This is a genomic window from Pseudoalteromonas sp. NGC95 (assembly GCF_015864705.1).
Classification (GTDB): Bacteria; Pseudomonadota; Gammaproteobacteria; order Enterobacterales; family Alteromonadaceae; genus Pseudoalteromonas; species Pseudoalteromonas arctica.
Window position 1 is genome coordinate 80,016 of the sequence record NZ_JADYWR010000006.1, and the last position, 15,782, is coordinate 95,797.

Annotated in this window: 14 protein-coding genes; 6 read left to right on the forward strand and 8 right to left on the reverse strand. The window is 40.6% G+C overall.

Features of this window, described 5'->3' with window-relative positions; translation table 11 throughout:
* Positions 1–30: 30 nt before the first annotated feature.
* Both I6E70_RS07420 and I6E70_RS07425 read right to left on the reverse strand, forming a co-directional pair.
* Entirely contained in the window at positions 31–1,227 is a 1,197-nt protein-coding gene (locus I6E70_RS07420) for an MFS transporter (protein WP_024608862.1), read from the reverse strand.
* Positions 1,228–1,301: 74 nt separating this feature from the next.
* Positions 1,302–2,396, reverse strand: a complete 1,095-nt coding sequence (locus I6E70_RS07425) for an NADH:flavin oxidoreductase/NADH oxidase (protein ID WP_197188401.1) — start codon at positions 2,394–2,396, stop codon at positions 1,302–1,304.
* A gap of 477 nt (positions 2,397–2,873) precedes the next feature.
* Between I6E70_RS07425 and I6E70_RS07430 the strand changes: the two genes are divergently transcribed.
* A complete protein-coding gene (locus I6E70_RS07430; protein WP_197188402.1) occupies positions 2,874–5,291 on the forward strand; it encodes a TonB-dependent receptor in 2,418 nt (805 codons plus the stop codon).
* A 103-nt stretch (positions 5,292–5,394) separates the two neighbouring features.
* Positions 5,395–6,978, forward strand: coding sequence for a tetratricopeptide repeat-containing sulfotransferase family protein (locus tag I6E70_RS07435; protein ID WP_197188403.1), 1,584 nt, complete (start codon positions 5,395–5,397; stop codon positions 6,976–6,978).
* A gap of 93 nt (positions 6,979–7,071) precedes the next feature.
* On the opposite strand, the gene I6E70_RS07440 is transcribed toward I6E70_RS07435, so the two are convergent.
* Positions 7,072–7,989 carry a LysR family transcriptional regulator gene (locus I6E70_RS07440; RefSeq protein ID WP_007581810.1) on the reverse strand — a complete coding sequence of 306 codons (918 nt, stop codon included), beginning with the start codon at positions 7,987–7,989 and terminating at the stop codon, positions 7,072–7,074.
* 137 nt (positions 7,990–8,126) lie between these two features.
* On the opposite strand from I6E70_RS07440, the gene I6E70_RS07445 reads away from it, so the two are divergent.
* Together I6E70_RS07445 and I6E70_RS07450 are read left to right on the forward strand one after the other, a co-directional pair.
* A complete protein-coding gene (locus tag I6E70_RS07445; RefSeq protein ID WP_007581809.1) occupies positions 8,127–8,369 on the forward strand; it encodes a DUF2798 domain-containing protein in 243 nt (80 codons plus the stop codon).
* Between the two features lie 42 nt (positions 8,370–8,411).
* Positions 8,412–8,912 (forward strand): hypothetical protein, encoded by a 501-nt coding sequence (locus I6E70_RS07450; RefSeq protein ID WP_050548727.1) that lies wholly within the window; start codon positions 8,412–8,414, stop codon positions 8,910–8,912.
* A gap of 344 nt (positions 8,913–9,256) precedes the next feature.
* Here I6E70_RS07450 and I6E70_RS07455 read toward each other — a convergent pair whose 3' ends face one another.
* Positions 9,257–9,802, reverse strand: coding sequence for a DUF7010 family protein (locus I6E70_RS07455; protein WP_165742590.1), 546 nt, complete (start codon positions 9,800–9,802; stop codon positions 9,257–9,259).
* Positions 9,803–9,857: 55 nt separating this feature from the next.
* Positions 9,858–10,262, reverse strand: a complete 405-nt coding sequence (locus tag I6E70_RS07460) for a hypothetical protein (protein WP_197188404.1) — start codon at positions 10,260–10,262, stop codon at positions 9,858–9,860.
* A gap of 255 nt (positions 10,263–10,517) precedes the next feature.
* Between I6E70_RS07460 and uvrA the strand changes: the two genes are divergently transcribed.
* A complete protein-coding gene (gene uvrA, locus I6E70_RS07465; RefSeq protein WP_197188405.1) occupies positions 10,518–13,070 on the forward strand; it encodes an excinuclease ABC subunit UvrA in 2,553 nt (850 codons plus the stop codon).
* A gap of 120 nt (positions 13,071–13,190) precedes the next feature.
* Here uvrA and I6E70_RS07470 read toward each other — a convergent pair whose 3' ends face one another.
* Positions 13,191–14,078, reverse strand: a complete 888-nt coding sequence (locus tag I6E70_RS07470) for a haloalkane dehalogenase (protein WP_197188406.1) — start codon at positions 14,076–14,078, stop codon at positions 13,191–13,193.
* 180 nt (positions 14,079–14,258) lie between these two features.
* Between I6E70_RS07470 and I6E70_RS07475 the strand changes: the two genes are divergently transcribed.
* Positions 14,259–14,771, forward strand: a complete 513-nt coding sequence (locus I6E70_RS07475; RefSeq protein WP_197188407.1) for a MarR family winged helix-turn-helix transcriptional regulator — start codon at positions 14,259–14,261, stop codon at positions 14,769–14,771.
* A 72-nt stretch (positions 14,772–14,843) separates the two neighbouring features.
* Here I6E70_RS07475 and I6E70_RS07480 read toward each other — a convergent pair whose 3' ends face one another.
* Together I6E70_RS07480 and I6E70_RS07485 are read right to left on the reverse strand one after the other, a co-directional pair.
* Positions 14,844–15,335 carry a DUF2798 domain-containing protein gene (locus I6E70_RS07480; protein ID WP_197188408.1) on the reverse strand — a complete coding sequence of 164 codons (492 nt, stop codon included), beginning with the start codon at positions 15,333–15,335 and terminating at the stop codon, positions 14,844–14,846.
* A 149-nt stretch (positions 15,336–15,484) separates the two neighbouring features.
* A complete protein-coding gene (locus I6E70_RS07485; protein WP_197188409.1) occupies positions 15,485–15,733 on the reverse strand; it encodes a DUF4282 domain-containing protein in 249 nt (82 codons plus the stop codon).
* Between the last annotated feature and the right edge of the window lie 49 nt (positions 15,734–15,782).

Sequence of the window (15,782 nt, forward strand, 5' to 3'; positions counted from 1 at the left end):
TGACTTTATTGTGTTGTATCCAGTAATTTTTTAACTCACAGCCTTACTTTGCTTTTTAGTTGTAACCAAATAGCCAATCAACGAAATAAGCGGCATGCCCGTTGCAACCAGTGCAATACCTGTCCACCCGCCCGCTTCATATAATGGGCTGGCAATAAGCGAGCCTACTGCGCCACCTACAAATATACTCGTCATGTAAATAGCGTTTAAACGCGCACGGCTTTGTGGCTCTAGTGCATACACTGCACGTTGACCCAATACCATATTGGCCTGCACAGCAAAATCAATAAACACACCGGTTAATGCCAATACTATAATGCCGTAAGGTAGCTCAAATAAGCTTGGTAAAAAGCACACTGCTGCAATTACTTTGGCCAGTAACGATACCTGATGTGTATAGCCCTTATCTGCCAAGCGACCAACAATAGGGGCTGCTACAGCACCTGCCGCACCCACTAATGCAAACAATGCTATTTCTGATTGCGATAAACCATACTCACGGGCAAGCACAACCGGTACGCTTGTCCAAAATAAACTGAACGATGCAAACATTAATGCTTGAAAAAGTGAACGTTGGCGCAGCACTGGTTGGCTTATCATTAACTGTTTAAGCGATTTTAATAACTTAAAATACGTTGTTTTATGGGTAGGTTGCCTGCTTGGAATAGCAAAATAAATTACGCCTGCAATAAACACCATACACCCTGCTGCAAAGTAAAATACAGCGCGCCAACCAAAGTGATCGGCTATTAAGCTCGATATAGGTCTTGCCAGCAAAATACCTAGCAAGAGACCCGCCATAATATTGCCAAGAACCTGTCCGCGCTTCTCGTCAGACGATAAATGCGCAGCAAGCGGAATAAGCACCTGAACAGAAACCGAGCTCATACCTATCATTAAACATAAAATAAGCATTACATTAGGTGAGTCAGCAAGTGCCGTACCCACTAAACTCAAAAACGACACAGCTAAAGTAATAAGCATTAAACGCTTATTTTCAATTAAGTCAGCTAATGGCACTAAAAAAAACAACCCCAAAGCGTAGCCTATTTGTGTAAGCGATACGATAAGGCTAGCACTGTGCGCACTTAATCCAACTTCTGGGGCAAGCAACTCAATAATAGGTTGAGCGTAGTAAATATTGGCAACAATAAGACCGCAACACAAAGCAATAATAGTAACGAGTGTATTGCTAAGTGGTTGCGCTGAAACGCCTGGTTGGGTCATGTGTGTCTCTACTTTATAAAAATAATAAAACCCAACCAGCAAACGCGGGTTGGGTTTTTACAAAAAACTTCGTTTTATTTTATTGGTGATGGCTGCCCATGTGGGCTTGAGCGTAAATACTGTTTAGGTGCAGTTACTGTAGCGCCAAGCTCTGCAGCTGCATGCCACGGCCAATGCGGGTTATATAAAATGCCACGCGCCAGCGCTACACCATCGGCTTGCTGCTCACTAATAATATCTTCGGCTTGTTGCGCCTGTGTAATTAAACCCACCGCTATAACAGGCATTTTAACCGCTTCTTTTATGGCTGTTGCAAACGGTACCTGAAAATTAGGTTTTACTGGTATTTTTTGCTCAGGACTTAAACCCGCAGTACTTACATGAATAAAGTCACAGCCGAGTTCATCAAGCGCTTTACTAAGCACTATCGATTGATCTAAATCCCAGCCGCCTTCAACCCAATCAGTTGCCGAAATACGCACACCTACCGCTTTTTCACTAGGAAATACCGCTCTTACCGCTTTAAACACATCAAGCAATAAACACATTCTGTTTTCTAGGCTACCACCGTAGTTGTCATCGCGCTTGTTTGAAAGTGGCGACAAAAACTGGTGTAACAGGTAACCGTGCGCACCATGTAGCTCGATTAAATCAAGGCCGAGTTCATCAGCGCGTTTAGCTGCACTGACAAAGTCTTTAATTAATGAGTCTATGTCGTCTTGGCTCATTGCTTTTGGCACTGGGCTGCTATCGTCGTACGCAACTGCCGAAGGTGCCACGGTTTGCCAGCCATTTACGTCATCAGGTGCAATAGCGCCAATATCTTCCCATGGCTTACCTGTAGAGGCTTTACGCCCAGCATGCGCTAACTGAATACCAATAGGCATAGAGCTGTATTGCCTTACTGCTTTCAGGCTTTTGCCCAGTGCTTGCTGGGTTTCATTATTCCAAAGCCCTAAATCGCCGTAGCTAATACGCCCTTCTGGGTTTACTGCTGTTGCTTCTAAAATTAGCAATCCTGCACCACTCAAACTCAATTGGCCCAAATGAATAGTGTGCCAATCGCTAGCAGCGCCATTGTTTGCTGAGTACTGGCACATTGGTGCAATAATAATACGGTTATCTAACGTTACTTGCCCAAGTGATAAAGGCGAAAATAGTTGGCTCATTGTTAATCCTTAAAAACACGCACAAAAAAGTGCGGACAAAATAAAAAAGAGAATACGAAGCGGCAATCAAACACGCTCACTCAATAACTTACACAGTTACTTATAAATACGACTACCACTCTTAATGGGGATAAAAACATACTTTAATAGTGCTGATAAAAGCATAACTAATGACATTATAAACTATCAATTTTAATGTAATAATTTGTTTAACGAGCACGTCATAAAGCCATCTTTAAAAAATGAATGACTATTTACCTTTAAACAAGGGTGTGATTTTTAACCTAACTGTACCTAATAGCACTAAGCTATTGCTTATATTGCCTATTAACTAAATAAAAACCCCACACACAAACCATATTTATTCTATAAAAGTGAATTAAAATTCAATTTAGATATTCCAAGCTACTTCACTCCCTGATAAACTGCTTAACTTAATTTACTAATGTAAAACATTTGAACTGGGGATCACTTTTTATGTTTAAACCAAGCTTGTTAACCTTGGCTATTTCGAGCGCTGTTTCTAGCGTATTTTTATTGCCTAATGCCGCACTTGCTCAAGAAGAAGTTGCAGCTAAAAACAAATCACTCGAAGTAATTGAAGTTACAGCAACAAGGCGCAGCGGCTCTGTGCAAAATGCACCGCTAAATATTACAGCCCTTGATGCAGATATTATGAAAGATCAAAATATCAATGAGCTTGCGGATGTAGCACGCTGGGTACCTGGTTTAACAATTACCGATCAAGGTGGTCGCTCTGGATCACCTATTATTGTTCGTGGTTTAAATACTAATTCATCTGGTCCATCGTCAGATGGCGGCACGGTATCTACTTATATAAACGAAATTCCAGTTTCGGTAGATATGCGCCTAGTAGATATTGAGCGTGTTGAAGTATTAATTGGGCCACAAGGCACGCTTTATGGTGCAGGCACATTGGGCGGTGCAATTCGCTACATGCTTAAACAGCCTGAGCTTGATTTTACATCGCTTGAAGTTTACGGCGACCTATTTCAAACAAAAGAAAGTGACTCTTTAGGCGGCGAAGGCGGTTTTATATTTAACCTTCCTATTATCGAAGATAAATTAGCAGTTCGCGCCAGCTTAAACGTATATGAAGATCCGGGTTTTATCGATTACGGATATGTAGTACGTGAATCTGGCGTATCACTACCCGATCCAGATTGGAGCGATAGCTCAGCAGTTAATAACAACCTTAAAAATGTAAAAGACGCCAACGGCGAAACCACCACTACTGGTCGTATTTCTGTTCGCTTTAAACCAAATGAATCGTTTGAAGGTACGCTTAACTACTTTTACCAAAACCAAGACAGCGAAGGCCGCTCGATTGTTCATTACAACAGCCTTAATGCAAACAACGGTTTAAGCGACGTAATAGGTAAATACGAATCGGCTTATCGCTTTGAAGAGCCGCGCGAGAAAAAAGATCAATTACTAAGCCTCGAACTAAAAGCAGATTTAGGTTTTGCAGAGCTCGTATCGGCAACCGGTATTTCAAGCTTTGATGCCGACGGCCAACGCGACCAAACAGACTTACTTATTCGCCTAGATTACGGCTATGAAGAATTCCCTTCGTTTTCAACGTTTACCCGTGAAATTGACGAAGAAGATACCTTCACTCAAGAAATTCGCTTAGTGTCGCAAGGCGACAGCGACTTTAACTGGATTGTGGGTGGCTTTTACAACAAAACAGAAACCGAAGCATCAAGCAGAGAGTTTACGCCTGGGTTTGACCAATTCGCTATCGATAACTTTGGTGGCGAGCAGCTAAGACCTGACTCATTAGAATACTTAGAGCTTACAAAAAGTACCGTCACTGAGTCCGCACTATTTGGTGAAGTTGGCTACCAAGTTACCGACAAATTAGATGTGACCATTGGTGCCCGTTTTTACAAATACGATATAGAGTCGCAAGCGGCTTTTGACTTCCCGCTAGCAAATACATTGTATGGTGGAGTAGATCCTGATGTAACCACCGTTGCATACGAAAAAGACGAAGCAGGCGATAACGGTAACTTATTTAAATTTAATGCTAAATACCAGTTCACTGACTCAGTAATGGGTTATGTAACAGTAAGTGAAGGCTTTAGAATTGGCGGCTCAAACGGTTTAGTGTCTTGTGAGGAAGCTATTTCGGAGGATCAACAAAAAGGCTGTGGTCAACCTGACGAATTACTATTCGATGCTGATACAACAACTAACTACGAGCTAGGTTTTAAAAGTACATGGTTTAGAAGCCAACTACACTTTAATGCCGCGTTATTTAATATAGATTGGGATGATGCACAAATTACGGGCGCTACGGATATAGGCCAATTAACGTACCTTTCAAACGCAGGTAGCGCTAATGCAAAAGGGGTAGAAATTTCAACCCGCGCTATTTTATCTGACTCGTTTTCAGTTTACGCAACCTATGCTTATACAAAAGCAGAGCTAACATCAGATGCACCATTTTTGTTTAATGCCGATGGCACCGGTGGCGCAGAAGACGGCGACCGTTTACCTGGTTCACCTGAAAACCAATTTTCGATGGGTGTAAACTATCAAACAGATGTGTTTAACGACAAAACGCTTGATATTAACTACGGTTTAACCGCGCAAAGCGACGTGCTTTCAAGAGTAGGGCTTCGTGATAACGGCGAAACACTACCAGGTTACAGCTTAAGTAATATATCAGCTAAATTAACAGCCGATGCATGGTCAACTACGCTATATGTTGATAACCTATTCAACAAATACGCGGTTACATCCGTTCGTCGTTCAGATGCCGATATAACATCAGCTAATGGCGCCGACATACAACGTAACTACGGCCATTACATTAATCGCCCGCTTACGGTAGGTGTTAAATTTAACTACAAATTTGAAATATAATTTAAGCGACTTTTAAACAGTCTCACTTTTTAAATACTGTTTTAAGGCTCAAATTTATTTGAGCCTTTTTATTTTCTTTTACAAAATAATAATTACCAAAACCATGCAGCCAAATTTAAAGCAACTTCATCAAAGCGCAATACACTCCCTAAACCAAGGTAAAATAGAGCAAGCACACAAAGCCCTAGTGGAGTTAGTTACACTCAAACCAGACTTTGCTGATGGGTATTTTTTGCTTGCCATGGTTAATTTAACTGTTGGGCAAATACACAAAGCAATAAAGCTCATCGAAAAAGCTCTTACCCTTGGCCAAAGTATTGAATACACCGCGCAACTTGCTAAATGTTACGCACTTACTGGCGAATTACAAAAAGCAAAAAAAACCGCACTATCGGTGCCATTAAAGCAAATAACTAAAGCGCTTGATGCCGACACACTCGGCGTTGCACTTACTCAAGCAGGTATTCACAAGCAAGCACTTAACTACTTTGAGTGCGCTATTAAACTGGCTACAGCAGCTAACAAAGCTCAACCACCGTTTTATTATAACTACGGCGTAAGCGCTAAGTTTTTAGGGCTATTTGATAAAGCCCAACACGCTTTTGAAAATGCCATAGCGCTTAACCCGCTGCATCATCAAAGTCATTTTGCATTAAGTGATTTAACTAAAGTAAGTAAGCAAAACAACCATATTGAACGCTTAAAAAACGTGTTTGAGCAAGTAACACACCCCGATGCAAAACTGCATATTGGCCATGCTTTAGCAAAAGAGTATCAAGATATTGGTGAGTTTTCAGAGGCTTTTAACGCGTTAGAGCAAGGTAAAGTAGCAAAACGTGCTGTGCAGCCGTTTGATCATAAAAGCTCAACTGAGTTATTTGAACATATTAAACTCTTAAGTGAACAGCACAAACAAGCGCTAACACAAGGTAACCCAACGGCCGAACCTATTTTTGTATTAGGTATGCCCCGCTCTGGCACCACATTGGTTGAGCGTATTTTATCAAGCCACAGCGACGTGCAATCAGCCGGTGAATTACAAGACTTTGGCCTAAGTGTTAAAAAGCTCAGCCAAACGCAAACACCTCACGTGCTCGACACTCAAACCCTCAGTAAAGCCTACGAGCTTGATTTTAATCAGCTTGGGTCAACCTATTTAAACGCAACACGCGTAATAACGGGCAGCCATAAACACTTTATTGATAAGCTCCCGTTTAACTTTTTTTATATCGACTTAATAACCAAAGCACTGCCAAACGCTAAAATTATTTGTATGCTGCGCGATCCAATGGACACCTGTATTGGTAACTACCGCCAGCTATTTACTATAAATAACCCCTACTACGCGTACTCGCTCGACCTACTCGACACTGCAAAATTTTACAGCCGTTTTTACAAACTAATGCAGCACTTCAGCATGCAACACAGCAATATAAAATTAGTAAAATACGAAGAGTTAGTCGCACAGCCCGAGCAACAAATTAAAGAGTTAGTCAGCTTTTGTAACTTAGATTGGCAAGCACAATGTATAGATTTTCACTTAAACACCGCACCGGTTTCTACTGCAAGTAAAATGCAAGTACGCCAACCATTAAATAGCAAAGCAATAGGCCGTTGGAAAGCGTTTAAGCCCCATACTGATAAAGCAGTGGAGTACCTTTTAAAACAAAATATCAGTTTTGAGTAAGGGTTTTATACAATGGATTGATCAAGCGGAAGATGTACGCCCGCAAGCAAGTGAAAACAAGTTGCTCGCCGCACTTGAAACCGCTTTTGCAGATTAACCTAACATATTGCGCCACAATGTTTCGGCATTATGATTCATACGACTAAACACAAGATCTCTAAATGCGACAACGCGTGAAGCGATCATTTTTCTATCTGTCCATACCAAGTATGCCGTACCTTTAGGACATTCAACCTCCGGTAGCACTGGCACCAGTTTATTCTGCGAAGCTAGGTGCTCTAGTGCCACTTTTGGCATCAAACAAATACCCGCCCCTTCTATAGCCGCTTGAATATTCAACCTCAAACTATTAATTGAGTATTTGGGCTTAATCGGTATTTTGATTGGCTCCGAGCCTTCTTTTAGCAACCAATATGGGAAGTTATTACCAGCTAATACATTATGATCGAGTAATTCTTTAGCAGAACCTGGTGCTCCTTTTTGGGTTAAATAACTTTTTGACGCTGCCAACGCTAACTCAGTTTCAAATAGTTGGCGCTGAACAAGGTGAGAGGCCGTGGCTGGCAGTGTAACAATCGCCAAATCGATTTGCTCAGATATGAAGTCTTTTGCGTCCGATGCAAAATGCACATGAATATTCACCTTAGGATGCTCCGCCATAAACTCCAATGCGAGCGCTTGTAAGAAAAAATCGGCGAATGGCTCTGGACATGAAATATGAATATCTCCCGTCAACTCCCCTTGTGCATTTGAGAGGCTCTGCCACTGTTCATCTAGCCCGCTAAAGAGCCCTGAAAATTTATTATAAATCTCTTCGCCGGCATTAGTTAGTTGAAAGTTTTTTGAGTCACGGTGTAACAGTTTCTCATTCAACTGCTGCTCAAGGCTCGCGACTGAGCGAGAAACTGTTGGGGCTGAGGTATTTGCTTTTATACTTGCCGCCGCAAACCCTCCACACTCAACAGAAAGACAAAACCAATATAAGTTGGTCATATTTTTGGTACTGATCATCGTAGACTGCTTTTTATTTATAGAGTACATAAATGTACTTTTAAAATTCAATATTGTCTATTTTTGAATCTTTAATTTCCTCTTATACTCTCTCCATCGAATCGCCTTATGGCTACAGATACTGAATGGAAATACTTATGAAAAAATTTAACCGTAAATTTCAATACCCACTAATGATATCTATGGTACTGCCAACCATGCTGCTGGGTATGTCTGGCATTATAGCTTTTCGCAACCTACCTACTGGTGCTGACTTTGTCTCAGCATGGGGATCGACCATAGTACAAGTTGTACCTTCGGCATTATTACTGCTTGCTGTTGTTGCGCCAATTGTGCGCCTGTTTGTGACAAAGGTGCTGCTCAAGCCTGAGCAAGCGTAATCTATTCGGATACTTTCAATAAATTCGACAACGGAGTTAGAAATGAACCAACAGATTTTATTAGAAGCTGTGATGATTGGAACCATGTTTCTTATTACAGCGGGTTACTTCATACGTTCGAAGGACACAGTGAGCAATAAAACAAAAAACTTTGTAACAGCCCTCTTAGGGGGATTCATGATGATGGCTGGAATGGCTAAGTTTTTCTTACCCTTCGCCGATATTTTTGCAGCTCAAATTGAGTTGAGTGGTTTACCTTTCCCTGCACTCTCAAAATTTGCAGGACAAATGGGTGAGATATTTGCTGGCCTTTTGTATTTACTTATCCTAACTGAAGGAAAGTTTATCTCATCGAAATTAGCGGCTATGATATTGAACCTAGTCACCATGCTTACTGTGGTTATTATGAGCGTGGCGGTGTATGTACACCTTTCACCCAATGTCCCAGCTGAGGTGCTGCCGCTGCAATCGAAGCCGCCAGTATTAACCGTGCTAGTTATGTTTGTTTCTTTGGGACTATGGTTGAGCAAGAAGAAAGTGTAAATCTATTTGATTTCATCGGATCTATGAAGGTTGGAGATTTGCCTAACTCAAGCTTATCTGAAAAATAAAAGCCACTAGAAACCTGAAACACGTTTCAGTCCAAAACAAGCTTGGTAGGCCCTAATGTAGCGTCAAGTTTTATTGGCTACTACAAATTTCCTAACTAGACGAGAACCTATATATAAATTGCCAAAAAATGAGCATACCGAGTGTCTGCAATTCGCTCTAAGCCAACTAGTAGCTACATGCAATTTGCAGATACTCAATACTTTAAAAAGCCTTTGCTATATACCAAGCTGAAGGGTAACTCCAGCAGCACATTATTTTGTGATTATAGAGGCTTATTATTCTGTTTTTAAAACCATACCTTTCGATTGGGCAAATATCACTAGCGCAAATACTATTTCGGTTATCCCGCCAATAAAGGCGCCGATTACAAAATTGGCATTTAATACAATACACAACATGCCAAAAAACATAAGCGAAGCACCTAAAATCCAGTACACTTTCATGCCATATAAAGTGTTGAAAACTAAATAGCGAACACCAATTATCATCAGCATTATTGAATAAAACCATTCAGCTTGAAGTTTTGCTACGTAAAACGCTAAAAACAAACCAACAAATAAAATAATAGTGCTTTCTAAGGCCAATTTACCTAATGGGTTTTTAGGGTCATGATTGCCAGAGCGTTTAAGAGCTTTTGAAAGTAGCATGGCTAAAGGATGTATAAACATACCACCAAAAAACAAAGTAAGCATACTCGATTGATTTGAATGCAGTAATGCGACAAAGCCAGCTATACACCAAACCAAGCCAGACACTAATACACCGGTTCCACCACCGAAGTATGCGAGGTTCATATTTTGTTGCGCATCTTCAAACTTCATAAAAACCCTTAATTTTAGAAATATCCCTAATTTAATATTATCGCATCGTTATTAGTTACAAATCGTTACTCGAATACACACTTAAAATAGGGAATTTATAATCGGCAAACGATACAGTTACCGATTGTGTTTCGTTGCCTTTAAAACCGAGTTTAAATTCCATTGGCATGAATCGGCTGCCGTCAGCAAAAAGTGCAAGTAAATGTTCCTGGCCTAATTCGCGATTGCCCGACGATAAGTTAGTTAGCGTTATAACAGCCCAGCGTTCGCCCTCTTCATTGCTCATTAATACATAATTAACGATTTTAAAATTCCCTTTTTTAGGGGTTATGTTGCTATCGTTTGCAAACGATAAGTGCATGCTATTTGGTACTGCACGGTCAACATTTAGCGCTTTAATAGAGTCGGCTTGGGTTGCCCACGAAAGCACTAATAAAATGATCACTAAGGCTTTATTCACTGTTAGTTCCTTTTTATTACCTAGTAAAATATCTAGTAAATTACATAACAATAACTGTTTAAATTATATTCGCATTCCATACCTATTATGTAAACAAACAATCATCGCAATTTTATCCAGCGCTTTGGCTGCGCCACTACAGACTAAGCGCTCATTCAGTGTGCTTGCGTTACTTTAGGGTAATAACGAGTGATAAGAGTAAATAATTAAAGCTAACTTAAAGTAAAAAGCGCGATTAAACAGGAGTATAAACGTATGGCAAGCACACATAAAAATTCAACAATGGATTTATCTGATCCCAGTAATAGCATTCAAGTAAGAGGGGCACGCGTTCACAACTTAAAAAATGTAGACGTTGATTTACCTCGTAACGCATTGGTTGTTTTTACAGGAATATCGGGCTCTGGAAAATCGTCGCTTGCGTTTGGAACGCTGTTTGCTGAGTCGCAGCACCGCTATCTTGATTCAGTATCGCCTTACGCCCGTAGGTTAATAGATCAAGTTGATGAGCCCGATGTTGATTCTATTGAAGGACTACCGCCTGCTGTTGCTTTGCAGCAGCAACGCGGCGCACCCTCGGTTCGCTCATCCGTTGGCAGCATAACAACTATTTCTAACGCGCTACGCATGCTTTACTCTCGTGCTGGCGATTACCCCAAAGGGCAAAGCATACTTTACGCCGATGCGTTTTCGCCGAATACGCCACAAGGTGCGTGCCCAGAATGCTCAGGAATAGGCCGAGTGTTTGAAGTAACCGAAAAGCTACTTGTGCCAGATGAAACAAAAACTATTCGCCAGCGCGCCATTGAAGCGTGGCCACCAGCATGGCAAGGTAAAAACCTAAGCCGTATACTTACCTCGCTTGGTTATGACATAGATACGCCTTGGAACAAACTTTCTAAAAAAGCACGCGATTGGATTTTATTTACCGACGAAACTCCTACTGTGCCGGTATACCCAGATTACACCTATGAGCAAACACAAAATGCGATAAAAAATAACGAAGATCCAAGCTACATGGGAACTTTTTCAAGCGCTAAACGCTTTGTTTTACAGTCTTTTGCTACTACCCAAAGCCCGCGTACAAAAAAGCGCGTATCGCAGTTTATGCAAATATCGCAGTGCCCTACTTGCCAAGGTAAAAAATTAAAACAAGCATCGTTAAGTGTTAAATTTGCAGGGCTTGATATTGGCGAGCTATCTCAACTTACATTAAACGAGCTTGCTAAAAAATTAAGTAATGCCGCCAGCACCAAAGTAAATAAGAATACAAAAAATCCAGAGCAAGCCATTGTTACGCAGCGCATTGCCAGCGATATTCTCACTCGTATTGAAGCACTAACCATGCTTGGTTTAGGGTACTTGTCGCTTGAGCGTACAACGCCAACGCTCTCACCCGGAGAACTACAACGATTGCGACTTGCCACACAAATTCGCTCTAAATTATTTGGGGTGGTTTACGTGCTAGATGAACCTTCAGCGGGTTTACACCCTGCAGACACACAAGCACTTTTAAAAGCGCTCGACGAGTTAATAGCGGCTGGCAATTCTGTATTTGTTGTTGAACACGATGTTAGCGTTGTTAAACATGCCGATTGGATTGTTGATGTAGGCCCTGATGCCGGTGTGCATGGTGGCGACATTATTTACAGCGGCCCTGTTGAAGGTTTAAGCAAAGTAAAAAATTCGCACACTGCCCGCCACCTTTTTGCTAAAAACGCCAGTCAAGAGTCTACTCAAAACAGCGCGCAAAAAAAGGAGCAAAGGCAGCCAAAAGCGTGGTTAAAATTAGCTGATATTGAGCGTAACAATCTTAAAAAACTCAATGCAGAATTTCCATTGGGTGTTATGACAACAGTTACTGGGGTTTCGGGCTCTGGTAAATCAAGCCTAGTAAGCCAAGCGTTAGTAGAACTTGTTTACGAAGCACTTGGGCAAAAAATAATAACGGAAGCGCCAACTGGCGAAGCCGACTTACTCGAACAAGAGCTGCAAACACACACCAGCGGAAAAATCATTGAAGGTATAAATAATATAAGCCGCCTAATTACCGTAAATCAAAAAGCGATTGGCCGTACCCCTCGTTCAAACTTAGCTACCTACACAGGCTTATTTGATCATGTGCGTAAACTATTTGCTTCTACAAAAAAAGCAAAAGAGCGCCGTTACGATGCCGGTCGCTTTTCGTTTAATGTTGCTAAGGGTCGCTGTAAAAACTGTGAAGGCGTTGGCTTTGTAAGTATAGAGCTACTGTTTTTACCTAGCGTTTATTCACCTTGCCAAGTATGTCATGGCAAACGTTATAACGAACAAACGCTAGAGGTTACATATCGTGATAAAAACATAAGCGATATTCTCAATTTAACGGTTGAATCGGCGTATACCTTTTTTGAAAATGAACCTGCAATACTGCGAGCACTCGATGCACTTATGCAAGTAGGTCTTGGGTATTTGCGTTTAGGACAACCTGCCACTGAGCTTTCGGGCGGTGAAGCGCAGCGTATTAAATTAGCCACCGAGCTGCAACGTGCCCAGCGCGGCAACACGCTTTATATTCTTGATGAGCCAACCACAGGCCTGCATTCATCGGATGTATCAATGCTAATGGCGCAGTTAAATAAATTAGTAGATGCTGGCAATACCGTTATTATGGTTGAACACGATATGCAAGTAGCCCGCAATAGTGACTGGGTAATTGATGTAGGTCCTGGTGCTGGTGAAGAAGGCGGCTTAATTGTAGCACAAGGTTCACCCGAAAAAGTGGCAAGCGTAAAGGCGAGTAAAACCGCACCATTTTTACTTAAATAGTTAATAGATGACGCTTTTAGTTGTATAAAAGCGTCATCTATATATGGTAGTTAACGCTGAAAATAACGGCTTGAGATAGATTAATTATCCAAAGTTCAGGTTTACTAATACATCCCGTTTTTATCTTGGTAACCAATCAGAAATAGCCTTACCTATTTCGTGCGGTGAATCCTCTTGAATATAGTGAATACCGCTTACGGTTACCTCAGTTAGGTTTGGCCATGTGCGCACAAAGTCTCTTGCGTAACCAACTAAAAAAGCACCCGGTTCAGCATTAATAAATAGCTTTGGAATATCGTGAGAGTTAGCTAAATAGCTCGCATAGCTTTTAACTAAAGCCACGGTATCGGCAGGCTCTCCAGCAATGGGCAGTTGGCGAGGCCCTGCTAAAATTGCACGGCGATCCTCTCCTGAATTAATAAAGGGTCTGCGATACTCATCATGCTCTGCCTGCGTTAATTTGCGTGCAATGGTCGCTGGTAATATTGTTTCAATAAAAAAGTTGTCATCAAGCACCATTTTTTCACCCTCAGCTGAGCGCATAGTGCCAATAGGGCCGTGCAAATCTTTAGGAAAATCGTCCCATGTTGGAAAGTCAGTAACAATTGCTTCCATAAAGGCAATGGCTTTTACTGCATCACGATGTGTATTAGCCCAGTTAAAGCCAACACCAGAGCCCCAATCGTGTAGCACCAAGGTAACGTTATTATTTACACCCAACGCTTCTAAAAGTGCAAATGTGTATTTGCTGTTTTCAGCAAGTAAGTAACTGCCCTCATGGGTGTTATCTAACTTTTGCGAATCTCCTAATCCAATCATATCAATAGCAATTAAACGCCCTTTTCCTTGCAAATAGGGCATAACGTTTCGCCAAAGAAAGCTAGATGTAGGGTTACCATGTAAAAATACAATAGGATCACCTTCGCCTTCATCTATATAGGCCATTTTTTTATCTAATACTGTTTTAAACTTTTTTGTATAACGTAATGTTTCTGAATCATTTTTCATTTAATTATATCGCTTTATTTAACTGATGAGCTGGCGGTAAATCCTCGCTCATGTAATTTGTGTAATATTCGAAGTAGATTAACTAATTCCGAGCCAATATACATGACTGAGTCACACAATAAATGAGCGCACTTAATTTGTCACTATATTTATATGATCGAATCACATATAATTAAATTTATGAAAAATGAAAAATATATATCAAATTTAATCGGCACGTTTGCTACTTCTGTTTCTAATGACATTGAAAAACAGATTGCCGAATTAGGCGGGCGAAGCCTAAGCCACGAAGCGGCACTGGTAACTATTTACAATCATCCGAATGAAACCATTGATGTACTAAGCAAGGTTTTAGGCTTAACGCATTCTGGTGCAGTTAGATTAATAAATACACTTGAAAAAGAAGAACTTGTAGAAAGGCGAAAGTCAGTAAAAGATGCCCGCTCTGTTGTTTTATGCGTAACTGATAAAGGAAGCCAAAGAGTTGAACTAGTACTAGCCAGCAGAGAAACTGCCACCTCTAAAATACTAAACAACTTTAATGATGAACAAAAACAAAGTTTTTTAAGTTTGATAGAAGTAGCACTTGGCAGCCTAACAAGCGAGCGGGTAGAAGCACGTAAAATATGCAAATTATGTAACGAAGGTGTATGCCGTAAACAAGGCTGCCCGGTAGAAAACTCAATTAAGTAACTAATTACTTCATGCATCTGCCCACTATAAACGTATTAAATTATTTGCTTTAATACGTTAGCGCTCAAAGTGTTAGCTCTTTAAAAAGCGTTCTATTTTAGGTTTTACCGTAACCGACATTATCAGCATTATAGTTAAACCTATTGGTAATGCGGCTAATAACCCTTCAGCCCATCCAGTTACAAATACACGCATATCTGCATAGCCAATATTATTAGTAGCGGTAACAAACGCCATCACCGACTCCATGATCAGCGCCATAAAAACACTAATCAATAAATTACGTTTTAGCTCACTGCTATTAGGTAATAACTGGGCAACTAGCTTATGCATTAAGGTCAACATTACAAAACCAACAGGCGCCATAACCAATACTGCACTTATAAATGAGGTAAACCAGTCGGCATAAAAATGCTCTGTAACACCCACATTCACATAAGTCATAATGCCAGTTAGAGTACCGCCGATTAGAGTGATAATACTTACCATAACCAGTATTTTATAAATTACAGGTGTTTTTTTAGGCTCAACCATTACTGGATTTGCTGATACGGGTGTACTCATTTTTGGGCATGCCTTAAGCGTTAAATAGATGACAAAATCAACTATAGCAAATTAATTGATAATATCAACTACTTTAAATTGGTTGGACCGCCTAAGATTAAAAGTAGTGGTAGCACTCGATGCAACCACTACTTTATGAGTATTTAAATTTATTCTGATTTATTAACTATTTTTTGAAGATTCTCATGAATTTTAAATAATACAATTAATAGCTCACACCAGATGCGCGCACCAATTGCCCCACCAACGATTATGGCCAAACCACTAATGAAACCACCACCATACTTAGCAAACATTGTTGTTACACCTGAGATCAAAGTACCTATTAAAATTAACCAGTAAACGAATGTAATTATTTTTGGGGTTAACATTGAATCAAAAAAGAATATATCTTTCATTTTAGTCCTTTATAACTCCGTTTAAGAATACTAGTTTAGCGGAGTTAGA